The organism is Streptomyces sp. NPDC007945 (genome assembly GCF_042958885.1).
Classification (GTDB): Bacteria; Actinomycetota; Actinomycetes; order Streptomycetales; family Streptomycetaceae; genus Streptomyces.
This window is the reverse complement of record NZ_JBIBJV010000006.1, coordinates 358,540-382,888: the sequence shown is the minus strand read 5'-3', so window position 1 is coordinate 382,888 and position 24,349 is coordinate 358,540. Positions and strand designations below refer to the sequence as shown.

General features: G+C 73.9%; 23 protein-coding genes and 1 tRNA gene. 12 read left to right on the top strand and 12 right to left on the bottom strand.

The window, feature by feature from the left end:
• Positions 1 to 6 precede the first annotated feature (6 nt).
• From ACFZCF_RS21435 to ACFZCF_RS21390, 10 genes are all read left to right on the top strand, one after another.
• Positions 7 to 615: a TetR/AcrR family transcriptional regulator gene (locus ACFZCF_RS21435; protein ID WP_382798698.1), complete on the top strand. Its 609-nt coding sequence runs from the start codon at positions 7 to 9 to the stop codon at positions 613 to 615.
• A gap of 110 nt (positions 616 to 725) precedes the next feature.
• Complete coding sequence (locus ACFZCF_RS21430; RefSeq protein ID WP_391288015.1) at positions 726 to 2,405, top strand: acyl-CoA dehydrogenase family protein; 1,680 nt, start codon at positions 726 to 728, stop codon at positions 2,403 to 2,405.
• Between the two features lie 279 nt (positions 2,406 to 2,684).
• The gene (locus tag ACFZCF_RS21425) at positions 2,685 to 3,275 is read left to right on the top strand and encodes a sigma-70 family RNA polymerase sigma factor (protein WP_391288013.1); all 591 of its coding nucleotides are present in this window, start codon (positions 2,685 to 2,687) and stop codon (positions 3,273 to 3,275) included.
• Positions 3,272 to 3,643: a hypothetical protein gene (locus ACFZCF_RS21420; RefSeq protein WP_391288011.1), complete on the top strand. Its 372-nt coding sequence runs from the start codon at positions 3,272 to 3,274 to the stop codon at positions 3,641 to 3,643. The genes ACFZCF_RS21425 and ACFZCF_RS21420 overlap by 4 nt, the downstream gene beginning before the upstream one ends.
• A 254-nt stretch (positions 3,644 to 3,897) precedes the next feature.
• Complete coding sequence (locus tag ACFZCF_RS21415) at positions 3,898 to 5,529, top strand: ATP-binding cassette domain-containing protein (RefSeq protein ID WP_391288009.1); 1,632 nt, start codon at positions 3,898 to 3,900, stop codon at positions 5,527 to 5,529.
• 281 nt (positions 5,530 to 5,810) lie between these two features.
• Positions 5,811 to 7,148, top strand: a complete 1,338-nt coding sequence (locus tag ACFZCF_RS21410) for a discoidin domain-containing protein (protein ID WP_391288007.1) — start codon at positions 5,811 to 5,813, stop codon at positions 7,146 to 7,148.
• Positions 7,148 to 8,425 carry an MFS transporter gene (locus ACFZCF_RS21405; protein WP_391288005.1) on the top strand — a complete coding sequence of 426 codons (1,278 nt, stop codon included), beginning with the start codon at positions 7,148 to 7,150 and terminating at the stop codon, positions 8,423 to 8,425. The genes ACFZCF_RS21410 and ACFZCF_RS21405 overlap by 1 nt, the downstream gene beginning before the upstream one ends.
• Before the next feature lie 3 nt (positions 8,426 to 8,428).
• The gene (locus tag ACFZCF_RS21400) at positions 8,429 to 9,430 is read left to right on the top strand and encodes a hypothetical protein (protein WP_391288003.1); all 1,002 of its coding nucleotides are present in this window, start codon (positions 8,429 to 8,431) and stop codon (positions 9,428 to 9,430) included.
• 107 nt (positions 9,431 to 9,537) lie between these two features.
• Positions 9,538 to 10,239: a DUF2470 domain-containing protein gene (locus ACFZCF_RS21395; RefSeq protein ID WP_388445905.1), complete on the top strand. Its 702-nt coding sequence runs from the start codon at positions 9,538 to 9,540 to the stop codon at positions 10,237 to 10,239.
• Between the two features lie 36 nt (positions 10,240 to 10,275).
• Complete coding sequence (locus ACFZCF_RS21390; protein ID WP_391288001.1) at positions 10,276 to 11,073, top strand: ABC transporter permease; 798 nt, start codon at positions 10,276 to 10,278, stop codon at positions 11,071 to 11,073.
• Positions 11,074 to 11,185: 112 nt separating this feature from the next.
• On the opposite strand, the gene ACFZCF_RS21385 is transcribed toward ACFZCF_RS21390, so the two are convergent.
• Positions 11,186 to 11,259, bottom strand: a tRNA-Pro gene (locus tag ACFZCF_RS21385).
• Between the two features lie 372 nt (positions 11,260 to 11,631).
• Between ACFZCF_RS21385 and ACFZCF_RS21380 the strand changes: the two genes are divergently transcribed.
• Positions 11,632 to 12,840 carry an acyl-CoA dehydrogenase family protein gene (locus ACFZCF_RS21380; RefSeq protein WP_391287999.1) on the top strand — a complete coding sequence of 403 codons (1,209 nt, stop codon included), beginning with the start codon at positions 11,632 to 11,634 and terminating at the stop codon, positions 12,838 to 12,840.
• Positions 12,841 to 12,902: 62 nt separating this feature from the next.
• Here ACFZCF_RS21380 and ACFZCF_RS21375 read toward each other — a convergent pair whose 3' ends face one another.
• Genes ACFZCF_RS21375 through ACFZCF_RS21355 form a run of 5 tightly spaced genes read right to left on the bottom strand, consistent with a single transcriptional unit; the run spans position 12,903 to position 16,709 of the window.
• Entirely contained in the window at positions 12,903 to 13,475 is a 573-nt protein-coding gene (locus tag ACFZCF_RS21375) for a GAF domain-containing protein (protein WP_388445896.1), read from the bottom strand.
• A complete protein-coding gene (locus tag ACFZCF_RS21370) occupies positions 13,472 to 14,095 on the bottom strand; it encodes an ATP/GTP-binding protein (RefSeq protein ID WP_189945511.1) in 624 nt (207 codons plus the stop codon). The genes ACFZCF_RS21375 and ACFZCF_RS21370 overlap by 4 nt, the downstream gene beginning before the upstream one ends.
• Entirely contained in the window at positions 14,073 to 14,450 is a 378-nt protein-coding gene (locus ACFZCF_RS21365; protein WP_388445893.1) for a DUF742 domain-containing protein, read from the bottom strand. Before ACFZCF_RS21365 ends, ACFZCF_RS21370 begins: the two co-directional genes overlap by 23 nt.
• Positions 14,447 to 14,881: a roadblock/LC7 domain-containing protein gene (locus ACFZCF_RS21360; protein ID WP_388445890.1), complete on the bottom strand. Its 435-nt coding sequence runs from the start codon at positions 14,879 to 14,881 to the stop codon at positions 14,447 to 14,449. Before ACFZCF_RS21360 ends, ACFZCF_RS21365 begins: the two co-directional genes overlap by 4 nt.
• Before the next feature lie 7 nt (positions 14,882 to 14,888).
• Positions 14,889 to 16,709 carry an ATP-binding protein gene (locus tag ACFZCF_RS21355; protein WP_391287997.1) on the bottom strand — a complete coding sequence of 607 codons (1,821 nt, stop codon included), beginning with the start codon at positions 16,707 to 16,709 and terminating at the stop codon, positions 14,889 to 14,891.
• Positions 16,710 to 17,167: 458 nt separating this feature from the next.
• Here ACFZCF_RS21355 and ACFZCF_RS21350 point away from each other — a divergent pair, with 458 nt between their 5' ends.
• A complete protein-coding gene (locus ACFZCF_RS21350) occupies positions 17,168 to 17,563 on the top strand; it encodes an NTP pyrophosphohydrolase (RefSeq protein ID WP_391287995.1) in 396 nt (131 codons plus the stop codon).
• 34 nt (positions 17,564 to 17,597) lie between these two features.
• On the opposite strand, the gene ACFZCF_RS21345 is transcribed toward ACFZCF_RS21350, so the two are convergent.
• The 6 genes from ACFZCF_RS21345 to ACFZCF_RS21320 all read right to left on the bottom strand — a co-directional run bounded on the left by ACFZCF_RS21345 (position 17,598) and on the right by ACFZCF_RS21320 (position 24,309).
• A complete protein-coding gene (locus tag ACFZCF_RS21345) occupies positions 17,598 to 18,860 on the bottom strand; it encodes a serine hydrolase (RefSeq protein WP_391287994.1) in 1,263 nt (420 codons plus the stop codon).
• A gap of 187 nt (positions 18,861 to 19,047) precedes the next feature.
• Positions 19,048 to 19,227 (bottom strand): hypothetical protein, encoded by a 180-nt coding sequence (locus ACFZCF_RS21340; protein WP_391287993.1) that lies wholly within the window; start codon positions 19,225 to 19,227, stop codon positions 19,048 to 19,050.
• A 194-nt stretch (positions 19,228 to 19,421) separates the two neighbouring features.
• Positions 19,422 to 20,837: an MATE family efflux transporter gene (locus ACFZCF_RS21335; protein ID WP_391287992.1), complete on the bottom strand. Its 1,416-nt coding sequence runs from the start codon at positions 20,835 to 20,837 to the stop codon at positions 19,422 to 19,424.
• Between the two features lie 5 nt (positions 20,838 to 20,842).
• Positions 20,843 to 21,871, bottom strand: a complete 1,029-nt coding sequence (locus ACFZCF_RS21330; RefSeq protein WP_391287990.1) for a pyridoxal-phosphate dependent enzyme — start codon at positions 21,869 to 21,871, stop codon at positions 20,843 to 20,845.
• A gap of 27 nt (positions 21,872 to 21,898) precedes the next feature.
• A complete protein-coding gene (locus ACFZCF_RS21325; protein WP_388445869.1) occupies positions 21,899 to 23,263 on the bottom strand; it encodes a Y4yA family PLP-dependent enzyme in 1,365 nt (454 codons plus the stop codon).
• A 20-nt stretch (positions 23,264 to 23,283) separates the two neighbouring features.
• On the bottom strand, positions 23,284 to 24,309 hold the full coding sequence (locus tag ACFZCF_RS21320; RefSeq protein ID WP_391287987.1) for an ornithine cyclodeaminase family protein: 1,026 nt from the start codon (positions 24,307 to 24,309) through the stop codon (positions 23,284 to 23,286).
• Positions 24,310 to 24,349 lie beyond the last annotated feature (40 nt).

Below are 24,349 nucleotides of genomic sequence, written 5' to 3'. Positions count from 1 at the left end.
TTTTCCATGGCCTACCGCAAGACCCCCGCCGAGCTCCGCCGGCTCGAAGCCGCCCGGGAGCACCTGGTCGCCTGCGCCACCTCCGTCGTCGCCGAGGTGGGCTGGGCCCAGGCCTCCGTGACGGCGGTCGCCGACGCCGCCGGCATCGCGGCCGGCTCCGTCTACCAGCACTTCCCGTCCAAGGCCGCGCTCGCCGTGGAGGTCTTCCGGCGTGCCGCCGGGCGCGAGGTCGAGGTCCTCGGCGAGGTCCTGGCCGCGCCCGGCGACCCCGTCGAGCGGCTGAGCCGCGGCGTCCAGGTCTTCGCCCGCCGCGCCCTGGAGAACCGCGGGCTCGCCTACGCCCTGCTCGCCGCCCCGGCCGAGCCCGCCGTGGGCGCCGAGCGGCTCGACTTCCGGCGCCGCTACCGCGCGCTCTTCGCCGAAGTGGTGCGCGAGGGGATCAAGGACGGGGTGCTGCCGGAGCAGAACGGGGAGATCACCGCCGCCGCGCTCACCGGCGCGGTCGGCGAGGTCCTCGTCGACCCGCTCGGCCACCCCGGCACGACCGGCACCGACGCCCTCCTCGCCGAACTCACCGCGATGGCGCTGCGCTGCGCGGGCGCCCCCGCGTCCTGAGCGCCGACCCGAGCGCCGACCCGGCCACCGGCCCGACCGCACCGCGCCCGCCCCACGACCGTCCGCCCCGCGACGCCCGCCCGACACCGCCTTCCGGAGGAGCGCACACCGTGACCACCACCCCCGGCTCCGGCCCCGCCCCGAGCACTCCCCAGAGCCGCCCCACCGCCGTGACGCACGCCGTCACCAACCAGGCCCCGCCGCTCACAGGCCACGACGCCGCCGACGACCCGGTGCTGCTCGAAGGCGTCGTCCGGGAGGGCGCCGGGTGGCACCTGGAGGACCTGCACCGCTTCGGCCGGGTCGTCACCGGTGAGGAGGCCCAGCGCTGGGCCGACCAGGCCAACCGCAACGAACCCGAGCTGCGCACCCACGACCGGTACGGCAACCGCGTCGACGAGGTCGAGTTCCACCCCGCGTACCACCGCCTGATGGACCTCTCGGTGGGCGAGGGCCTCGCCGGCGCCGCCTGGTCCGACGACCGGCCCGGCGCCCACGTGGCGCGCGCCGGCGGCTTCATGCTCGCCACCATGCTGGAACCGGGCCACCTGTGCCCGGTCTCGATGACGTACGCCGTCGTCCCGGCGCTGCGCCACTCCCCCGAGCTCGTGAAGACGTACGTGCCCCTGCTCACCAGCCGGTCGTACGAGCCGGGGCTGCGCACCCCGACGGAGAAGAGCGGGTTGCTCGCCGGGATGGGCATGACCGAGAAGCAGGGCGGCAGCGACGTCCGCGCCAACACCACGACCGCCACCGAACTCCCCGACGGCACCTGGCGCCTGCGCGGCCACAAGTGGTTCACCAGCGCACCCATGAACGACCTGTTCCTCGTCCTCGCGCAGGCGCCCGGCGGCCTCTCCTGCTTCCTCGTCCCGCGCGTCCTGCCCGACGGCAGCCGCAACACCTTCCGCATCCAGCGCCTCAAGGACAAGCTCGGCAACCGCTCCAACGCCTCCAGCGAACCGGAGTTCGACGACACGGTGGCGTGGCTCGTCGGCACCGAGGGCAAGGGCGTGCGGACGATCATCGACATGGTGACGATGACCCGCCTGGACTGCGTGCTCGGTTCCGCCGCCGGCATCCGAGGCGCGCTCGCGCAGGCGGCCCACCACGCCCGCCACCGCTCAGTGTTCGGGGCCACGCTGATCGACCAGCCGCTGATGCGCAACGTCCTCGCCGACCTGTCCCTCGAATCGGAGGCGGCCACCACCCTCGGCCTGCGCCTCGCCGGCGCCGCCGACCGCGCCCGCCTCGGCGACGAGCGCGAGCGCGCCTTCCTCCGTCTGGCCACCGCCGTCGGCAAGTACTGGGTGTGCAAGCGGCAGCCCGCCGCGGTCGCCGAGGCCCTGGAATGCCTCGGCGGCAACGGCTACGACGAGACGTCAGGCATGCCGCGCCTGTACCGCGAGGCCCCGCTCAACAGCATCTGGGAGGGCTCCGGCAACGTCAGCGCCCTCGACCTGCTGCGCGCCCTGGCCCGCGAACCCGAGGCGCTGGACGCCTTCCGCACGGAGGTGGAGGCGGCGTCCGGCGCGGACCGGCGGCTCGACGCGGCCTGGACCGCCCTCCAGGGCGAGCTGCGCCTCACCGAGGACGCCCCGCTGCGCGCCCGCCGGGTCGCCGAGCGGGCCGCCCTTGTCCTCCAGGGCTCCCTCCTGGTCCGGCACGCCCCGGCAGCGGTCGCCGACGCCTTCTGCGCGTCGCGCATCGAAGGCGACCAGGGCCTCGCCTTCGGCACCCTCCCGCCCGGCACGGACTTCACGGGCCTCCTGACCCGCCTGCCGGTCTGACCGACCCGCCGACTCGCCACACCCCCGCCCCGGAAGGGAATCCGCTCCCGCCGCAAAGAATTCCGCGGCGGGGGCGAATCCTTTCCGGGGGCCGCCGTCTCCTATCCCCGTACCGGTCGCACGGGCCGGTCCACGGAAGGAGACACCATGCTGGTCACCGCCCTCGTCGTCGGAGCCGTCCTCGTCGGAGCCTGCAGCTGGCATCTGCTGCGCCGGTACCGGAGCCGGGTCTGACCTGGCCGCGCACCCGGCTCCCCTGGACACCACGAGGATTGGCCCATGAACCGACCCTTCTCCTGGCCCGACGAGCGGCTGGTCAAGGCGGCGCAGGACGGTGACGTCGCCTCGCTGACCACCGTCGTCATGGAATCGCAGCCGCACGTGCGGAAGTTCGCCCTGTCCCTGTGCGCCTCGCCGCAGGACGCGGAGGACGCCGCGCAGGAGGCGCTGATCATCCTGTACCGGAAGATCGGCACCCTGCGGGCGTCCGGGGCGCTCGCCTCGTGGATGTTCCGCATCGTGCGCAACGAATGCCTCCGGCAGGTGCGCCGGCTCGTCCGGGGCGAGGAACCGGCGTCCGGGCCCGAGGGGGCCTCGGAACCCTCCGCCGAGGAGGCCGTCCTGCACCGCCTGGAGGCCCGGCGGATCGCCGCCGCCGTCGGCGCGCTCCCCCGCGACCAGCGGCAGGTCCTGATCATGCGGGACGTCCAGGGGCTGCCCGGCAGGACCGTGGCCCAGGCACTCGGCCTGAGCGACGCGGCGATGAAGTCGCGCCTCCACCGCGCCCGCACCACCCTCCGCCGGGCCCTGGCGGCCCCGGACGACCGGGCCCCCGGGGCCCACTCCACCGAAGGAGACCCGCACCCGTGACCACCACCCCGCCCGCCCTCGACGCCCACGCCCACCGCCCCACCGCCACCGCCGCCCACCCCGGCACCGCGAAGCCGGCCCCCCGCGCCCGCGACTACGCCAGCGCGTCCGTCCCGCGTCACCTAGCGCGCGGCGCGCTCGGATTCTGCCTGGTCGCCGGGGCGGTCGCGCTGCTGCCGGTGACCGGCCCCGTCAGCCTGCTCGCGGCGCCGCTGGCCCTGGTCGCCTTCCGCGGCTGCCCCACCTGCTGGGCGGTCGGCCTGGCGCAGACGATCTCCCGGGGCCGTCTGGAGCGGCAGTGCGACGACGGCGTCTGCACCCTGGCCAAGGCGTCTCCGCACCCCGCCGCGCCCTCGCCCCGGGCATGAATTCCCGACGGTCCTCGGGGGCGGCTGTTAGGCTGGTGGGGACGTTGATCGTGTATCGAGGAGAGCAGCAGACGTGGCGGGTGACGACGACATCTCCGGGTGAGATCCGGATCTGACGGCCACCGGACGGCGCCGAGGAGCGCGCACCGGGGTGGCCCGTTCGTCGTACCCAGCACTCAGTCCCCCGTCTGCCCGGGGCGGAGCCGTGTCCGCACGTCCGCCTCCGCCCCCTCCCTCCCCGCGAGGTCACCTTCATGTCCCACGCCTCCGTCGTCTGCTCCGGCCTCTCCTTCTCCTGGCCCGACGACACCCCCGTCTTCGACGACCTGTCCTTCAGCCTGACCGCGGGTCGTACGGGCCTGGTCGCGCCCAACGGCGCCGGGAAGAGCACCCTCCTGAAGCTCATCGCCGGCGAGCTGCGGCCCACCGGCGGCTCCGTCACGGTCGGCGGCACCCTCGGCCACCTGCCGCAGAGCCTCCCGCTGACGGCCGACCTCACCGTCGCCGACGTCCTCGGCGTCGCCGACGTCATCCGCGCCCTGGACGCCGTCGAGTCCGGCGACGTCGCCGAGGAGCACTTCGCGACCATCGGCGACGACTGGGACGTCGAGGAGCGCACCCGCGCCCAGCTCGAACGGCTCGGTCTCGGCGGGCTCGCCCTCGACCGCACGCTCGGCACCCTCAGCGGCGGCCGGATCGTCTCCCTCGGACTGGCCGCGCAGCTGCTGAAGCGGCCCGACGTGCTGCTGCTCGACGAACCGACCAACAACCTCGACGTGGAGGCCCGGCACAGGCTGTACGACGCGCTGTCGGACTTCGACGGCCTCCTCCTGGTCGTCGCCCACGACCGGGCGCTGCTCGACCGCATGGACGCCATCGCCGAGCTCGGCGGGTCCCGGCTGCGCCTGTACGGAGGGAACTTCACCTCCTACGAGGAGGCCGTGCGCGCCGAGCAGGACGTCGCAGAGAAGAACGTGCGCCACGCCGAACAGGAACTGAAGCGCGAGAAGCGGGAGTTGCAGCAGGCCCGCGAGCGTGCCGAGCGCCGGGCAAGCAACGCCGCCCGCAACCTCAAGAGCGCCGGCCTGCCCAAGATCTTCGCCGGCACCATGAAGCGCGGCGCGCAGGAGTCCGCGGGCCGGGCCGGGCAGACCCACGCCTCCCGGGTCGGCGAGGCGCAGGCCCGGCTGGACGAGGCCGGGCGGGCTCTCCGGGACGAGCAGCGTCTGGTCCTGGACCTGCCCGACACCCAAGTGCCCGCCGGGCGGGACCTGTTCCTCGGCACGGGGCTGCGGGTCCGGCACGAGGGCCGCGAGCTGTTCGGCACGGGCGGTGTCGACCTGTCCGTGCGCGGACCCGAGCGGATCGCGCTCACCGGGCCCAACGGCTCGGGGAAGACCACCCTGATGAGGATCGTCGCGGGTGAACTGGCTCCGGACGCGGGGGAGGTCAGGCGGGGCGGCGGGCGCGTCGCCGTCCTCTCGCAGCGGCTCGACCTGCTCGACCCGGAGCGGACGGTGGCGGAGAACTTCGCCGCGTTCGCTCCCGAACGGCCCGAGGCGGAGCGGATGAACCTGCTCGCCCGCTTCCTCTTCCGGGGCGCCCGGGCCCACCTGCCGGTCGGGGTCCTCTCCGGAGGGGAGCGGCTGCGGGCCACCCTCGCCTGTGTGCTGTACGCCGAGCCGGCCCCGCAGCTGCTGCTGCTCGACGAGCCGACGAACAACCTCGACCTGGTCGGCGTGGGTCAGTTGGAGGGCGCGCTGCAGTCGTACCGGGGTGCGTTCCTCGTGGTCAGCCATGACGAGCGGTTCCTCGCCGAGATCGGGGTGGACCGTCGGCTGCGGCTGGAGGGCGGCGCGCTGCGGACCGTGGGAGCCCCGGAGTGACCGGCGCCCCCGGGCCGGAGCCCCAGCTCTGGTAGGAAACCTTACTATCCGCTAGCATCCCCGCAGCGGCTCGGCGCGGCGGCCCTCCCCGGGGACGTGACGCGCTCAGCGAGAGCTCTGACCCGGCCGCCGAGCACCACCCCGTCGTGTGGCGTCCCGTATGCCACGCGGTCGGTCGTCCGCGCCCTTGTCCCAGGGTTTCCGCCCTAGGGCGCGGACGGCCCACGCCGTGGTGCCCCGGCACGGTGTCCAGCTCTCCCCCTCAGGCCAGGGAGCCAGGTATGCGCCTGTTCGCCTCCGCCCCACCTCGCCGCACCACGACCCCCCTCTCCCTCGCGCTCGCCGCCGTGCTGCTGCTCGTCGGCGGGCTCCTCCTCGCCCTGCCCGACCGGGCCGACGCCGCCGACACCCTCATCTCACAGGGGCGCCCGGCCACTTCGTCCTCCGTCGAGGACGGCACCTTCGGACCGGAGAAGGCCTTCGACGGCGACCCGGCCACCCGCTGGGCGAGCGCCGAGGGCGTCGACCCGCAGTGGCTCCGCGTCGACCTCGGCCCGTCCGCGACCGTCTCCCGCGTCAAGCTCGTGTGGGAGGCCGCCTACGCCACGGCGTACCGCGTGGAGATCTCCGCCGACGGCGTCACCTGGACCCGCCTCGCCACCGAGACCGCGGGGAACGGCGGCACCGACGACTGGACCGGGCTCACCGGGCAGGGCCGCCACCTGCGCGTCTACGGGACGTCACGGGGCACCCCGTACGGCTACTCGCTCTACTCGGTGGAGGTGTACGGCACCAGCGGCACGACGACACCGCCCACCGGCGCCTTCACGGTCGTCGCCGCCGGTGACATCGCCGCGCAGTGCACGGCCTCCAGCAGCTCCTGCGCCCACCCGAAGACGGCGGCCCTCGCCCAGCGCATCGCCCCCGCCTTCTACCTGACGATGGGCGACAACCAGTACGACGACGCCCGGCTGTCGGACTTCCGGAACTACTACGACAAGAGCTGGGGCGCCTTCAAGGCGAAGACCCGTCCCGTCCCCGGCAACCACGAGACGTACGACCCGGCCGGGCCGCTCGCCGGCTACGCGTCGTACTTCGGCTCGATCGCCTATCCGCAGGGCGAGCCGTACTACAGCTACGACCAGGGCAACTGGCACTTCGTCGCCCTCGACTCCAACTCCTTCGACGACCCCGCGCAGATCCAGTGGCTCAAGGACGACCTGGCGCGGAACACCAAGGGCTGCGTCGCCGCCTACTTCCACCACCCGCTGTACTCCTCCGGCGGCCACGGCAACGACCCCGTCTCCAAGCCGGTCTGGCGGATCCTGTACGCGGCCGGGGCCGACCTGGTCCTGAACGGCCACGACCACCACTACGAGCGCTTCGCCCCGCAGGACCCGGACGGGCGGGCCACCGCCGGCGGCATCGTCGAGATCGTCGGCGGCATGGGCGGCGCCGAGCCCTACGACATCGAGACCGTCCAGCCGAACAGCCAGAAGCGGATCAGCGGCACCTACGGGGTGCTGAAGCTGGACCTCACCGACACCACCTACACCTGGCAGTACGTCGGCGTCGACGACCGGGTCAAGGACTCCGCCCCGACCTACACCTGCCACTGATGTACCTCGCGACCACCGGTCGCCCGGACGCGCCGCCCGGCCCCCAGGGGGTCCGGCGGCGCGTCCCCGGCACCGTCCTCGCCCTCGGCACGGTCAGCCTCGTCACCGACGTCTCCTCCGAGATGGTGACGGCCGTCCTGCCGCTGTACCTGGTCCTCGGACTCGGCCTGTCGCCCCTCCAGTTCGGGCTGCTCGACGGCGTGTCGACCGGTGCCACCGCCCTCGTACGGCTCCTCGGCGGCGCCACCGCCGACCGCGGCGGTCGGCACAAGACGGTCGGCGGGCTCGGCTACGCCCTCTCCGCCCTCTCCCGGCTCGGCCTGCTCCTCGCCGGCGGCGCCACCGGCGGCATCGCCGGGGCCATCGCCGCCGACCGGCTCGGCAAGGGCGTCCGCACCGCCCCGCGCGACGCGCTGATCACCCTGCACACACCGCCCGAAAACCTCGGCCGCGCCTTCGGCGTCCACCGGGCCATGGACACCACCGGCGCCCTCCTCGGCCCGCTCGCCGCCTTCGCCCTGCTGTGGGCGACGGCCGACGCGTACGACGCCGTCTTCGCCGTCAGCTTCTGCGCCGGGACCTTCGGGGTGCTGCTGTGGCTCCTCCTCGTCCCCGGCCGCGGGCGCGGCGCCGCGTCCGCACCGCGGCCGGTGTCGCGCCGCGCGCGCGGCGGGCCGCTCGCCGCGCTCCGCACCCCCGGCCTCCGCCGGATCGTGCTGTGCGCCGGGCTCCTCGGGGCGGCGACCATCGGCGACTCCTTCCTCTACCTGCTGCTCCAGCGCCGACTGGAGCTCGACCCGACCTGGTTCCCCTTCCTGCCCCTCGGCGCCGCCGCCGTCTTCCTGCTGCTCGCCGTCCCGGCCGGCCGACTCGCCGACCGCCTCGGCCGGCGCGGCCCCCTGCTCTGGGGGCACGGCGCGCTGTTCCTCGCGTACGGCCTGCTCCTCGTGCCGCTGCCCGACGCGGTCGTCCTGCCCGGCGTCCTCGTCCTGCTCGGAGGGTTCTACGCCGCGACCGACGGCGTCCTGATGGCGCTGGCCGGACCGTTCCTCACCGACGGGCGGCAGGCGAGCGGGCTCGCCCTCGTCCAGACCGCCCAGGCGCTGGCCCGGGTCGGCGCCGCCGTCGCCTTCGGCGCGCTGTGGACCGCGAGCGGCCCGGAGACCGCGCTCGTCTCCGCGCTCGTCGTGCTCGCGGCCGCCGTCTGCTGCTGCGCGCGCCTCCTCCCCCGGGACCCCGCCCCCTTGCCCCGCGACCACCGCGAGAGGACCGACTGACCCATGCCCGCCCTGACCCACGCCACCACCCGCACCCGTGTGTGGATCCTCGTGCTCGCGCTGCTGCTGCTCGGCGGCGGGGCCACCGCCTACACCCTGCGGACGGCCTCGGGCCGCGCCGCCGCCACCGGGGCGGGCGCCGAACCCGGCTTCGTCCTGGACGGCGGGGCCGGCGCGCTCTACGCACGGGACACCGCCACCGGCCGGGTCGCCCGCGTCGATCCGGCCGCGCCCGGCGGACGTTCGGCGGGCGGCCCGGCCTGCGACCGCTTCCACGCGGCCGGGAACACCGCCCTCTGCCTCCAGCGCCGCCCGGGCGTCCCCGCCCGCTCGTACGCGATCGTGCTCGACCGGTCGCTGCGCGAGGTGCGCCGGATCGGCCTGCCGGGCATCCCCAGCCGGGCCCGGGTCTCCGCCTCCGGCTCGATGCTCGCCTGGACGATGTTCACCACCGGCGACTCGTACGCCCGCTCGTCCTTCTCCACCCGCACCTCGATCCTGGACCTGCGCACGGGCTACCTGGTGAAGAACATCGAGCAGCTCCCGCTGACCCTCGGCGGCCGGCGCCACCACGCCCCGGACGTCAACTACTGGGGCGTCACCTTCGCCGCCGACGACAACCGCTTCTACGCCACCGTCTCGACCGGCGGCCGTACGCACCTCGTCGAAGGCGACATGGCGGCCTGGTCCGCCCGCGCGCTCCGCGAGAACGTCGAATGCCCGTCCCTCTCCCCCGACGGCACCCGGATCGCGTTCAAGAAGCGGGTCTCCCCCGGCCCGCACGAGCCGTGGCGCCTGTACGTCCTCGACCTGGCCACCGGCCGCGAGCACCCGGTGGCCGAGCGGCGGGCCTTTGACGACCAGGCGCTGTGGCAGGACCCGGGCACCCTCGTCTACGGGCAGGCGGGCGGGGTCTGGTCGGTCCCGGCCGACGGCACGGGCTCCCCCCGCCTCCTCGCCGACCGCGCCTCCTCCCCGAGCGGCGCGGCGCCGTCCGGCTCCTGACGGCGCGACAGACGGGCGCGCGGCGGTGCGTCGGGGACTTTCCCGCACCCGCACTTCAGGTTAAGTTAGGCTTACCTAAGTTAGCCACGACGCCCTCTGGAGCACCCATGCGCCTCCGCCCCTCCCGCACCACGGGTCCGACCCCCGCCGAGCGGATGCGGTCGATCATCACGGTGGCCCACTCCATGACCGTCGTGGCCGACGGCCACCGCCACGAGGTCCACGGCCTGGACGGCACGGCCGCGATGGGCCGCCTCCACCTCCACGATCCTTCCGACGGCGCCGGTTCCGCAGGGGAGCCCCGCGTCCCGATCCGGGTCGAACTCACCGACATCGCACCCGCTCCCCTACGCGACCGGCTGCGGGCCCGCGTGACGCTCACCGGCCTCGTCGCGGCGCCCTACCGCCCGGAGACCGGCGAGAGCACGTGCGTGCAGCTGGGCCAGGCCGTCCTGGAGGACGCCGACGGCCGCACGTACGTCCCCCTCACCCAGCTGGAGGCGGCGGAGACCGACCCCCTGGCGGGCTGCGAGGCGGCCATGCTCCACCACCTCGTCGCCGACCACCCCGACCTGGTCACCCGCCTGCTGCGCCTCGCCGACCCGGCGCACACGCGGGGCCTCGAACGCGCCCTGCCGCTCGCGATCGACCGCTACGGCATCACGCTGCGCCTCGAACACGCCACCCGGCACCACGACGTGCGGCTGCCGTTCCCCACCGCGATCACCGAGGCCGACCAGGTCGGCCTCCAGATCCACGCCGTCCTGACCGCGGCGCGGCGCGCCGCCCACGCGCACCTGTCCGCCTGAGCGACGACGCCCGGGCCATGGGGTAGCGATGGGCCCATGCGACTCGCCACCGACACCCTGCTGCCCGTCGACACGTCGCTCGCCGCGGCCCTCGTCGTCCTGCTCCTCGTGGCCACCGGGACGGTGGCGCTGTTCCGGCTGTCCCCGGACGGATCGTCCGGGCGGGCCCGCGAGATCGTGACGGCCGGACTGCGGGCGGCGGCGCAGCTCGCCGCGGTGTCGGCGGTGATCGGCTGGGCCGTCCACCGCACCGCGGGCCTGATCGGGTTCCTGCTCCTGATGCTGTCCGTCGCGACCAGGACCGCCGGGCGCCGGATCACCGGCAACGGGACCTGGTGGTGGGCGGCCCTGCCCATCGCCGCCCCCGTGGTGCCCACCGTCACCGGGCTCGTCGCGGCGGGACTGCTGCCCGTGCCCGGCATCGCCGTCGTCCCGGTGGCCGGGATCCTGATCGGCGGCGCGCTGACCGCGACCGTCCTCGCCGGACGGCGGGCGCTGGACGAACTCGACCGGCGGCACGGCGAGGTCGAGGCCGGGCTCGCGCTCGGCCTCCCGGAGCGGGAGGCACGGCTCGAAGTGGCCCGCGCGGCGGCCTCGGACGCGCTGCTGCCCGCCCTGGACCAGACCCGCACCGTCGGCCTGGTGACGCTGCCGGGAGCCTTCGTCGGCATGCTCCTCGGCGGCGCCTCCCCCGTCACGGCCGGCGCGGTCCAGCTGTTCGTGCTCATCGCCCTGCTCGCCGTCGAGGCGCTCGCCATCGCCCTCACCCTGGATCTCGCCGCCCGCGGCCGGATCCACCGCCGGCCCGGCCACGACGCGGACACCAGGACGTGACGGCGGTCGCCCGCGGCGTCGTGGAGCCGCGGCAGGGGCCCGGCTGCGAAAACGAACGAGGGGCCGTTCCAGATCGCTCTGAAACGGCCCCTCGATCAACGACTCTCTCGAGTCGGGACGACAGGATTTGAACCTGCGACCCCTTGACCCCCAGTCAAGTGCGCTACCAAGCTGCGCCACGTCCCGTTGCCCGTCTGACCTGGGGTTTCCCCCGGCCCGTCGTGCAAGAGAACCATACCGCACTTCCCCCGATGGTCACGAACCGCTTGACGGGGGTCACTCCGGGGCGCGGCGGCAAGGACGACACATGCGTGCGGAACGTGGCGAGATTTCGACCCTCCGTGAGGGCCCCGGACGGACGCGGAGGCTCCAGATCACCCGCAACACAGTCGGAAGTGATCGTCAATAGTACAGGTTTCGGACAAATACGGGGGCGATATTGATCCACCCCGGAAAGATCAACACCATGAACGGGTCGGCCTGTTCGGGACGGGACCACCGCCGATGCACCACCTGTCCGGACCCCGCCGGACAGGCGTTTCGCAGGGAGGTACTCGTATGGACAGCTACTTCAGCAGCCGGCTTCATCATCGACTGCGCGAGACCGTACGCGATTTCGCCGAACGGGAGGTGCGGCCCCGCATAGCCGAGATGGAGGCCTCCCGCACGGTCCACCACGAGCTGTCCCGGCTGATCGCGGCCCAGGGCTGGCTGGGGGCGACGATCAGCCCCGAGTACGGCGGCATGGGCGCGGGCCACCTCGCCAAGACGATCATCATCGAGGAGCTGTCCCGGGTCAGCGGAGCCATGGGCGCCATGGTCCAGGCCTCCCAGCTGGGCACCGCCAAGATCGTCCACTTCGGCTCCGACGCCCAGCGCAAGACCTGGCTGCCGAAGATCGCCTCGGGCGAGTGCCTGCCGACGATCGCGGTCACCGAGCCGGAGTCCGGCGGTCACGTCCTCGGCATGCGGGCGAGCGCCGTCCGGGACGGCGACGACTACATCATCAACGGCAGCAAGGTCTACGTCGGAAACAGCCACGTCGGCGATCTGCACGGCGTCGTGGTCAGGACCGGCCCCGGGTCGAAGGGGCTCACCGCCTTCCTCGTCGAGTCCGACCGCCCCGGCTTCCGGCTCGGCCCGCAGCAGCCGGCCATGGGCCTGCACGGCTTCAGCTTCGGCGAGCTGATCTTCGAGAACTGCCGGATCCCGGCCGCCAACCGGCTGGGCGACGAGGGCGACGGCCTCGCCGTCGCGTACTCCTCCAGCGTGCTCTACGGCCGGGCCAACCTCACCGCCGTCTCCCTCGGCATCCACACGGCGATCCTGGAGGAGACCACCCGCTTCGCCGGAGAGCGGATCCGCTACGGCGAGCCGCTGTCGGAGCTGCCCACGGTGAAGCTCAAGCTGGGCCGCATGCAGTCGCGCCTGATGACCGCCCGGCTCGCCGCGTACCACGCGGTGCACCTGCTCGACCAGGGCCTTTCCTGCGACACCGAGCTGATGAACGCCAAACTGGTGAACGTCGAGTCGGCCATCGACTCCGGCCGCGACGCCATGGAGATCCACGCCGCCGCCGGCCTCTTCACCGACCGCTCCGTCGAGCGCTACCTCCGCGACGCGCACCACATCTTCGCGCCGGCCGGCACCTCCGACGTCCAGCTCCTGCGGCTCGGCGAGGTCGCCCTCGGCCAGGACAAGGGCAGCTGGTCGGAGCGGCTCTCCGAGCTGGTCCGCACCCCGGCGCCGGAGCCCGCCGCCCTCTGACCGGAAAGGGCGAGGGCCCGTACGGCGTACCGTACGGGCCCTCGCCTCCGCGTGCGCGCGGATCAGAACCTGCCGTCCTCCCGGCGGTGGATCTGCTCGACCAGCTCCGCCGCCATCTGCTTGATGGTCTCCAGGCCGGAGCGGCCCCAGGGCCGGACGTCGGTGTCGACCACGCAGATGGTGCCGAGCGCCACGCCGGTCCGGTCGATCAGCGGCGCGCCCATGTAGGAGCGGATGCCGATCTCGTCCACGACGGGGTTGCCGGCGAAGCGCGGGTAGTCGCAGACGTCCTCCAGGACGAGCGCCTTCCGCCGGACCACGACGTGCGGGCAGTAGCCGTGGTCACGCGCCATGAACCGGCCGACGCCGCCCGAGCCGGCCGCCGCCGCGCCCAGGTCGCTGCCCGAGTGGGAGCCGCCCGGGGTGTGCAGGCCGGCGAAGAACTGCCGGTTCTCGTCGATGAAGTTGACCATCGAGAACGGGGCTCCGGTGATCTCGGCGAGCCGCTGCGCGAACTCGTCGAAGGCCGGGTCGGGGCGTTCCCCGAGGCCCAGTTCGCGCAGCCGCCGGACCCGGTCCGGGGCCTCCTTGTCGATGGGGGTCAGGAGGAGGTGACCGGTCGGGTCGTAGGTCATGGCGTGACTCCGAAGCTCGGCTCGCTGGCCGGTGTCGAGTTGAGGAGGTGCTGGACGAGGGTCAGCAGCGTGCTGATGGCGGAGCTGGAGATGCGTGCGTCGCAGAGGACGATCGGCACCAGGGGGTCGAGGTCGAGGGCCTGCCGGATCTCCTCCCGGTCGTACCGGAAGGCGCCGTCGAACTCGTTGACCGCCACCACGAAGGCGATGCCCCGGCGTTCGAAGAAGTCGATCGCCGAGAAGCATTCCTGGAGGCGGCGGGTGTCGGCGAGGACGACCGCGCCGAGCGCGCCCTCGGACAGCTCGTCCCACATGAACCAGAACCGCTCCTGGCCCGGGGTGCCGAAGAGGTAGAGGACGTTGCGGTCGTCGAGGGTGATCCGGCCGAAGTCCATGGCCACGGTGGTCGTGGTCTTGTTCTCCACGCCCTCCAGGCTGTCGGTGGCGGCGCTGACCGAGGTCAGCAGCTCCTCCGTGCTGAGCGGTTCGATCTCGCTGACCGCTCCGACGAAGGTGGTCTTGCCCACGCCGAAACCCCCCGCCACCAGGATCTTCAGGGCGGTGGGGAAGGGGTCGGCCGCGAGACCGTCATGGCGTTCAGAGCCGCTGTCGTAGGCCATCGAGCACTGCCTCCAGCAAGGAACGGTCGGATGGATTGGCGTGGAAGCGGGGGGCCCGCGCGGTGAGGGCCCCACAGTCCACCAGGTCGGAGAGGAGGACCTTGGTGACGGCCGCCGGCAGCCTTAAGTGCGCCGCGATCTCGGCCACCGAGGTGGGCCCGTCGCACAGCCCGAGGGCCATGTCGTGCTCGGGGCCCATGTGGGCCAGCGGCCCGGAGCCGGTCGCCATCACCAGGGAGAGCAGGTCCAGCGAGGTGGTGGGCCGGGTCCGTCCGCCGCTGACGGTGTAGGGACGGATCAGCCGGCCCGCCGCGTCGTCGAGCCAGGGCCCTTCCTGCGGGGGTGGGGCGTTCACTGACCGGCGCCACCCGCCGCTGCGGCCGCCTGCCGGGCGGGCGTCGTCAGGTACGGGCGGACGCTCTTGACCAGCATCGCCATCTCGTAGCCGAGGACGGCGGCGTCGGCCTCGCGCCCGGCGAGGACGGCCAGACAGGTGCCGGAGCCGGCGGTGGAGACGAAGAGCAGGGTGGAGTCGAGCTCCACGACGACCTGGCGGACCTCGCCGCCGTCGCCGAACCGGACGCCGGCGCTGCGGCCGAGCGAGTAGAGCCCGGAGGCGAGGGCCGCCATGTGGTCGGCGGCGTCGGGGTCGAGACCGTGGACGGATTTCACCAGGCCGTCGGAGGAGAGCAGGACCGCGCTGCGGGTGTACGGAACCCGCTGGACCAGACCGCTCAGCAGCCAGTCGAGATCCGAGGAATGGCCGTTCGGCGCATTGCTCGCCATTGTGTGTCTACTCCTTGTGCGCGTCGCCGTGACGCAGCGATTCCTGGGGGGTGGGCTGGGATTCGGCGAGGCCGATCCCACGCTGGAAGGCGGCCATCAGGCCGGGGTCGTGCAGGGCGTGCTCCTCGGCGGGACGGGCCTGCGGCTCGTCGCGCAGCTGGGGGACGAGGTGCTCCTGGGCGCGCCGCTTGGGCAGGTCCGGCCGGCCGGGCGCCTCCGGGCGCGCCGCCGGCGGCACGGCGCCGAACCCCGCCGGGATGTAGGGGCGTTCGGGGGCGGCCGGCGCGGGCGGTGGGGCCGGCGCCGCGGGGGCGGGCGGCGGCTGGTAGGCGTACGGAGCCGGGGCCTGGGCCTCCGCGGCCACGGGGGCGGCCGGCGCGGCGGGTGCGTCGCCGCGGGGGTGCGGCGGCTCGGCGTGCGGGGGCCGCGGGGCGTGCGAGGGCTGCGGAGCCGGTGCCTGCGGAGCGTGCGGTGCCGGGGCCTGCGCCGGGATCTGGGCCTGCTGCGGCTGCTGGGGGTGCTGCGGGTGCTGCTGCGGGGTGGCGCCGGTGACCGCGGCGGTCTGGCGCTCGTGCTGGGCGAGGCCCTCGGGGTCGGCGCCCAGGAGCCCCTGCGGGAGGACGAGGACGGCCTGGATCCCGCCGTAGATGTTCGACTGGAGGCGGACGGCGATGCCGTGGCGGCGGGCCAGCGCGGACACCACGAAGAGGCCGATGCGGCCGTCCTGGAGGAGGTGGGCGACGTTGACCTGGTCGGGGTCGGCGAGCAGGGCGTTCATCTTGTTCTGCTCGACGACGGGCATGCCGAGGCCGCGGTCCTCGACCTCGATGGCGAGGCCGGCGGTGACGTACTGGGCGCGCAGCAGCACGGTGGTGTGCGGCGCGGAGAATACCGTGGCGTTCTCGACGAGCTCGGCGAGGAGGTGGATGACGTCGGCGACGGCGTGGCCGCGGAGGGTGCCGTCGATCGGCGGGACGAGCTTGACGCGCGGGTACTGCTCGACCTCGGCGATGGAGGACCGGAGCACCTCGGTCATGGTGACCGGGTTGGACCACTGGCGGCGGGAGATCGCGCCGCCGAGGACGGCGAGGTTCTCGGCGTGGCGGCGGATGCGGGTGGCCAGGTGGTCGACCTGGAAGAGGCCCTTCAGCAGGTCGGGGTCCTCGACCTCGTTCTCCAGTTCGTCGAGGAGCTGGATCTCGCGGTGGACGAGGGACTGGAGCCGGCGGGCGAGGTTCACGAAGACCTCGACCTTCTGCTCGTTGCCGACGCTGGAGGAGAGGCGGGAGGCCTGGACGACGGCGGCCACGGCCGCCTCGTGGGAGCGGGCCAGCTCGGCGCCGAGCCGGTCGAACTCGTCGCCGTGGGTGGTGTCGGGGAGGGCGGGCCGGGGGGCCAGTTCCTCGCCGAGGCGCAACCGTTCGACGATCTGGTGGAGTTCGCCCTGGGTCCTGGTGGCCTCGCGGCGCAGCGCGCCGACCCGGTCGAGGACCGCCCGGGCGGCGCGGTCGGCGCCGAGCGCGGCGGCCGCCACCGAGGCGACGGCGAGGGCGACCGCGCCGGCGAGCGCGGCCCACAGGCCGGGCGTCGGGGCGGTGCCGGTGGAGCGCAGGGTGAAGAGCACGGCGGCGGCGCCGCCGAGGGCGACGGCGACGGCGGGCAGGACCGAGGTGCGCAACAGCTGGGGGCGTATGCGGACTTCGAGGGGGGCTGCCGTCGCGGGCCTGGTCTGGCCGGTGCCGGTGGTCGTGGTGCGGGCGCCCGAACGGCCGTGCCGCCCGCCCTCGCGGCGGTCGGACCGCGGTGCGGGTGCGCGAAGTTGTGACATGGGTGTCCTTGGTACGTGCCCGGGAAATCGGCGTACTGAGGGGTGCTGGGGGGACTGGTGGAACCGGGGGGTCGGGGTGGTGCCGGGGAGGCTGCGGACGGGGAAGGCAGGTGCGATGAGCCTACCGATGATCAGCGACCACACACTGTAGTCGCCAACCGTTCCTGTGCGGTGCGCAGTTGGCGAACGTGCCCGTGGACCTGGGGAATCCGCTGTCGACCGCCTTCGAGAGGCCGAGATCGATTGGCTGAAAGTCGCCTACGGAGGGCGGGAGTTGCCGTGGACCGGAACCGTACGAAAGAGGGCGGAGAGGCCAATTGACCTCTCCTCTCTGCGGAAACACACCCGGCCCGTCGACGAGCGGAATCCTCGGAAGGGGGTCGGAGCCACCCCTCCGACCCCCTCTCATCACGGAGCGTCAACGCTCTGGGGAGGGGTGGGGGTGTCATCCTGGTGCCATGAACGCCGAAGCCGAGCCCTCCCGCCGTCCGCTGCTCGTCGTGGACGGGGCCAATGTCGTGGGCTCCGTGCCGGACGGCTGGTGGCGCGACCGGCGGGGCGCCGCGGAGCGCCTGCGGGACCGGCTGGCCGCGCACGGCGGACCGGTCGAGGGGCCGTTCCCGGGGCCGTACGAGATCGTGCTGGTGGTCGAGGGCCGCGCCCGGGGCGTCGGGTCCGTGCCGGGGGTGCGGGTCGAGGAGGCGCCCGGCAGCGGCGACGACCTGATCGCCGAACTGGCCCGTGGGGCCCGCGGCCGGCCGTGTCTGGTGATCACGGCCGACCGGGAGCTGCGCCGCCGGGTGGAGGAGGCGGGCGCCCGCTGTGCGGGCCCCCGGAGCCTCCCGGGCGGGTGAGCCGGGCGGGAGCGGCGCCGGGGCCGCCGGTGGATCAGTGCCGCTCGGGCAGGTCGCGCTCGGCCGGCAGCGGCGCGGTCTCGGCGGCCTCGGCGCCGAAGGCGGAGCGGGCGGAGGCGGCCGGGGCCGGCTTCGGGCCGCAGAAGGCCGCTTCGAGCGTGCCGCCGAGCGCCGTGTTCGCGGCGCCGTGGTTGGAGGTGTTGGCGACCGCCGACAGGCTGCGCCGGCCGTCGCGGGTCGAGAACGCGTACGTGTAGTAGCCCTGCACCGTGCCGGTGTGGCCGAACACCTGGGCGCCGCAGGAGAGGTCGTAACGGCGCAGCCCGAGCCCATAGAAGCGGGTGTTCGTGGCGTCGGTCGGGGTGACCGTGGTCATCTCCTCCAGCATCGCCGGGGAGAGCAGCCGGCCGCGCATGAGGGCGCTGGTGAAGGTGTTGAGGTCGGCGGGGCTGGAGATCACCGCCCCGGCGGACTGCGCCCAGGAGACGGTCTGCTCGGTGGAGTCCACCAGCGGCTCGCCGGCCGCGTCCGGGTGGAGATAGCCGCGGACGCGCAGCCCCTTGATGCGGGTGTCGGGGTGCACGTAGGAGGTGTCGCGCAGCTTCAGCGGCTTGAAGATCCGCCGCTCGTAGGCGCGGTCCACCGGCTGTCCGGTGAGCTTCTCGATCAGCATGCCGACGACCACGAAGTTCGCGTTCGAGTAGCGGTAGGCGACGCCGGGCTCGGTGGTGCGCGGCTCGCTCAGGGAGAGGTCGACCAGCTCCTGGTAGCTGAACACCCGGTTCCGGACGGCCTCGAAGCCGGGCACCGTGTCGGCGAACATGGCGTTCGTGTAGTCCGCGAGGCCGCTGCGGTGGGTGAGGAGGTGCCGGACCGTGATCCGCTCGTCGGGCAGCAGCCCCGGCAGGTAGCGGTCGACCGGCGCGTCCAGCTCCAGCCGCCCCTCCTCCACCAGCTGGAGCAGGACGACGGTCGAGAACGTCTTGCTGACGCTGCCGATCCGGAAGCGGGCGTGGATGTCCATCGGGGCGCCGGAGGCGCGGTCCCGGACGCCGACGGTCAGGCTCTCGACCCCGCCGGGACCGGAGAACCGGGCCATCGCCCCCGGAGCGCCGTTGGCCATCGCGGAGTTCAGCGCGGCGACGATGCCGGCCCGGTCGGGCGCGGGTACGGACGCGGACGCCGGCGCGGGCGCGGCGGCGGCGGCGGTACCGGCGGTGGCCGGGCCGGCCACGACGGCGGCGATCAGGGCGGCGGCGACACCGGCGGTCCGGCGTCGGCGGGAGGTCAGGGACAAGGTGGTTCCTCGGCTGCTCGGGTGGGTCTCGACGCGGCGCACCCCCTCGGTGCCCGCTGACGGGGCGGGCCGGCGGCACGCGTACGAACACCGCGGCCGCGCCCCCGCCCACCGATCATGAGGGCCCCGGGCACCGAAAGGTTCCCGCCCCGGCCGGATTCGACCGAACGGACGCGCCGGACGGACCTCAGCCGCCGCAACCGCCGCACCCTCCCCCGCAGCCGCCGCAGCTGCTCCCGCCGCTCCCGCCGCTCCCGGCTCCGCCGTCCTTGTCCTTCTCCGCGGCCGACGTGCTGCCGGACGACGAGTCGAAGACGGTCCCCAGGAACGCGCAGACGAGCACGATCCCCACGATGATCAACACCACTTCACCCACGGTCTCCCCCTTGCCGCACGGTGCCTTCGTTCCCCTGCCCCGTTCCTACCCAACTCACGGAAGAACGGAGCACGTTCGGTGCCAGACCTTCACCGAGGCCTCCCCCGCGGGCGCGAACGGCTCGCCGGGACGCGGGCGTCACGCGAGTGCCCCGCGCCCGCCAGGGTTCCGGCGTACAGACCTCGTCAGACCGCTGCCGGTGCCTCCTCGGCGGCCGAGGAGGCGGCGCGGGCCGCGAGGCCGTGGTGGTAGCGGCGCAGGAGGAGGAGGGCGGTGGCGGCGAGGCCGGTGAGGAGGCCGAGCCAGACGCCGGTGCTGTCGAGGCCGGTGAAGCGGCCGAGGATCCAGGTGGCCGGGAGGCCGATCAGCCAGTAGCCGACGAGGGTGACGTGGAAGCCGCCCTTGGTGTCGTCCAGGCCGCGCAGCAGGCCGACGCCGATGTTCTGGGCGCAGTCGAAGAACTGCAGGACGGCGGCGATGAGGAGGAGGTCGGTGGCGATCGCGAGGGCCTGGGTCTCGTCCGGGGCGAGGAAGGGGCGCAGGACCAGCTCGGGGAGGAGGAGGTAGACGGTGCCGACGACGGCCATGACGGCGGCGGCGCAGGCCAGTGCGGTGTTCTTCAGGCGGCGGGCGGCGTCGATCCGGCCGAGGGCCAGCTCCCGGCTGACGTTGATGGACGCGGCGTGGGAGAGCCCGACGGCTATCTGGAAGACGAGGTAGACGAGTTGGTTGACGGCGGTGTGGGCGGCGAGGGCGGCGCTGCCGAAGGTGCCGACGATGAGGGCGACGACGAAGAAGAAGCCCGCTTCGGAGCCGTAGGTGGCCGCGATCGGGGTGCCCAGACCGGTGAGGCGGCGGAGCGTGGCCGGGCGGGTCTTCCAGACGCGGATGTCGAGGAGGGGGGCGAGGGTGGCGTCCCGGGCCGTGAAGGCGTAGAGGGCCAGGCAGGTCAGCAGGTACACCAGGGAGGTGGCGACGCCGATGCCGGGCAGGCCCAGCTCGGGGAGGATCCAGGTGCCGTGGACGAGGCCCCAGTTGAGGGCGGCGTTGACGGCGATGGACGCGATCGTGATCTGGAGCAGGGCCTGGGGGCGGCGCATGCCGACGGTGAACTGCCGGATGGCCTGGAACCACAGGCAGGGGATCAGGCCGGGGGCCATGGCGTGGAGGACGGGCTTGGCCGCGTCGACGACGGAGGCGTCCTGGCCGAGCCAGGCGACGGCGTGGCCGATGGCGACCATGAGGACCGCGCCGGCGAGGCCGGCGAGGGTGGCGAGGGCGAGGGCGGCGCGGACCAGGTCGCGTACGTCCTCGTCGGCCTCGGCCCGTGCCTCGTCGGTGTCGGCCGCCTCGGCGCGGGCGGCCGCGGCGGCGACCTGGTTGCCGACGGCGGTGACCATGCCGACGCCCATGGTGCGGAGCTGGTTGAAGATCACCATGGCGAGGCCGCCGGCCGCGAGCGCCTCGGCGCCCATGAGGCCCATCATCACCGTGTCGGTGGTGGTGAGCGCGACCTGGGCGAACTGGGTGAGGGCGAGCGGTACGGCCAGGGTGGCGAGGGCCCGACTGTCGGTCAGCAGGGTGCGTAGGGGTGTCGGCATCAGTGTCAGTTCCCGCGGAGCTTGGTGAGCAGTTCGTCGATCTCGCGCTCGGCCCGGGGGTCGATGAGGTCGCGAGCGTGCATCCAGTCGTCGTTGAAGACGGTGTCCATGTACTTCTCGCCGCCGTCGTTGACGAAGGCGACCATAGTGGTCTCGGGAGGGAGGGCCGCCATGCGGGTCAGCGCCTCGTACACGACGCCGCCGGCGGAGCCGCCGATGAGGAGGCCGGTCTTGCGGGCGACGACGCGGGCGGTGGCGAAGGCTTCGACGTCGCCGACCTTGACGCCCTCGTCGATGAGGTCGAAGTCGACCAGGGCGCCGATGGTGGCACCCTCGGGAGTGCCCGTACCGGACTGGTAGTAGTCGTGGGCCGGGCCGCCGAAGGCGATGGAGCCCTTCGGCTCGACGCCCACGATGCGGACGTCGGGGACGGTGCGGCGCAGTTCGAGGCCGGTGCCGCACAGGCCGCCGCCGGTGCCGACGGCGCCGATCAGGACGTCGACGCGGCCGTCGAGGGCGGCGGCCAGTTCACGTCCGACGGCGTAGTAGCCGACGGCGTTGGCCGGGTTGTTGTGCTGCTCGGTGAAGACGGCGTTGTCGTCCTCGTCGGCCATCTTCTCGGCGAGGTCCTCGCGGGCGGCGGTGGCGAGCTCCTCGGTGCCGTCGGCGACGACGTGGACGAGCTCGGTGCCCATGGCCTTCATGCCGCGCAGCTTGTCGGCGGCGGCGTGGTTGTCGACGACGGCGGTGAAGGTGTAGCCGCGCTCGGCGGCGATCACGGCGAGGCCCAGGCCGGTGTTGCCGGAGGTCGACTCGATGATGCGGCCGCCTGGGCGGAGCTCTCCGGCCTCCTCGGCCGCGTCGACCATGGCGCGGGCCATCCGGATCTTCGCGGTGCCGGTCGGGTTGAACTGCTCCAGCTTGAGCAGCAGCCGGCTGCCGTTCTCGGTGCGGCACAGCTCGAAGAGCGGCGTGTGGCCGATGAGGTCGGAGACGCGGCTGACGACGGCGGGGCGCGTCAGGGCCTTGTGCATGAGGGGCTCCAGGAGTGAGGGGGAAGGTCAGGAGGGCTGGCGGCGGTCGAGCCGCCAGCGGATGCGCCCGTCCGCTTCGTCGACGACGACCTTCGGTGGCAGCGGCAGGTCGTGGAAGGGCGACTCGTTGGAGTCCATCTGGTACCCGGCGGTGTTGGGGTAGACGAGCAGGTCGCCGGTGCGGGGGCGTGCGGGGAAGGCCACCTTGCGCCAGGTGAGCATGTCCGACTCCAGGCAGGTCGCCCCGCCGACGCAGGCGCGGACGGGTCCGCCGGCCGGTTCCCGCGTGCGGGGCGATGCCGCGCCGAGCAGTACCGGGTCGGGCAGGTACTCGCTGTCGAACCACTGCTCGGACAGGCTCAGGCTGGTGCCGTCCACCGTGAGGATCCCGTAGCCGTCGCGCTCCTTGAAGCCCCGGACGCGGAAGACCGTGCAACCGGCCCGGTCGAGCAGGGCGCGGCCGGGCTCCATCAGCAGCATGACCCCCGCCTCGCGGAGCCGGTCGGCGAGCGGCGCGCCGTCCCCGGACGGCCGGGCGGCGAGGATCGCCCGCAGCGCGTCGGCGCCGGCGACGGGCGAGTGGTACGGGTAGAAGTCGGCCTGCGTGAAGGACTTGCCCGCGTGGTAGTCGGCGGGGCCCTGCTCCGCGAGGAACCGCTCCCAGTCCTCGGCCGCCGCGTAGTCGACGGCGAAGCCGCCGCCGATGCTGATCCGGTCGGCCTGCAGGCCCATGACGCGGGCCTTGAGGCACAGCTCGACGAGCTCGCCCGCGAGGTCGGCGCGGGGCTGGACGGCGTAACCGGACAGGTGGAAGGAGAAGCCCTCCATCCGTACGGAGTCGGCGGCGTCCGCGCACCGCTGGAGCGCCGTGGCCAGCTCGGCGTCGTCCAGGCCGAAGCGGCTGTGCGGCTGGGCCGGGGGCAGGCGGCGGAGGAGCAGCCGGGCCGGTCGGGTGGATGCCGCCGGCGCGATGACCCGCTCCAGTTCGTCGAGGGCGTCGACGGCGATCAGGCAGCCCTGGAGGACGGCGACGCGCAGCAGGTCGTCGGCCTTCGCCGGGCCGGTGACCACGATGTTCTCGCCGCGCACGCCGTGGCCCAGCGCTTCGCGCAGCTCGCCGAGGGAGGCCACGTCGACCCCCGTGCCGTTCACGGCGCACCGCTCGATCCACGCGGCCGCCTTGTTGGCCTTCTTGGCGTAGTAGACGCGGCCGTCGACGCCGGTCTCTTCGAGGGCGGCCCGGAAGGCGGCGACGTTGGCGTCGAAGCGTTCGGGCAGCAGCAGGTGGAAGGGGCCGCCGAACGCGTACGCCAGCTCGTGCGGCAGGTCGCCGGCCAGGATCGCGTCGAGCTGCGGATCCGGGTGGGCCGGCAGGCTCGGCGGGAGCGTCACGGGGGGCTTCGTCGAGGGCGTCACTGCCACAGTGGCACCCGCGTTCCCGCGCCCTGGGCGAGGGCGAGCTGGGCGAAGCGGTGGCCGAGCGCGATGTCGGTGACGACGAGCCCGCTGTTGTACGCGAAGACGCTCTGGCCGGCGTCGGTACGCCCGGAGGCGCGGCCCGCGAGGACGTCGGGGAACTCGGCGTCCACTTCCCGGAGTTCGCCGTGCTCGTCGGCCATGTCGGTGCCGGTGACCTTCATCTGCGCGGCGCTGGTGGCGATGACCCGGTCGGCGCGGTGGAGCGTGGAGGGCCCGATGCCGTGCCCGACGAGGACGCAGAGGGAGGCGGGCTTGAGCCAGTCGGCCTCGACCTCGGCCGGGGTGTGGGGACCGGCGGTGGCGACGACCACGTCGGCCGCGCCGGCCGCGGCGCGCAGGTCGTCGACGAACTCCGCCTCGCGGTCCGGGAAGTGGGCGTGGAGCTGCTCACGGACGGCGCGTATGCCGTCGGGGTGGGTGCCGAAGACCATCAGCCGGTCCAGCTCGGGCATCGTGGTGAGCAGGAACGGCAGGGCGAGGCGGCCCTGTGTGCCGGTGCCGATGACGAGCGCGCTGCGGCTGCCGGGGGCGGCGAGTTCGCGGGCGAGGAGGGCGGAGACGGCCGGGGTGCGCAGGGCCCCGATGCGGCCGCAGTCCATCATGGCGACGGGCAGGCCGGTCACGTCGTCGTAGATCGTGAGCGCGGTGTAGTAGTGCTGTTTGTCGCGCTCCTCGTGCAGGCCGTGCTTGTACGAGGTCTTGATGGCGACGACGTTGCGGACGCCGTCGCGGCCGAGCATCGCGTACGAGACGGAGTGGCCGTCGGCGGGCTTGACCGTCAGTTTGCGGGGGTTGTCCGACCGGCCGTCGGCGAGGGTGCGGTACGCCTGCTCGACGACGTCGACGACGTCGGTCGGCGTGATGTCGATGCCCGCGATGTCGCTGGTGCCGAGCACGCACAGGCTCTTGTCGTCGGCGGGCGGCGCGGTGGGTTCGGTGAGCGTGGTGCGGTCGGTCATGGGGTTCCCCCTTCGTCCGGTGGTGGGAAGGCGCGTGCGG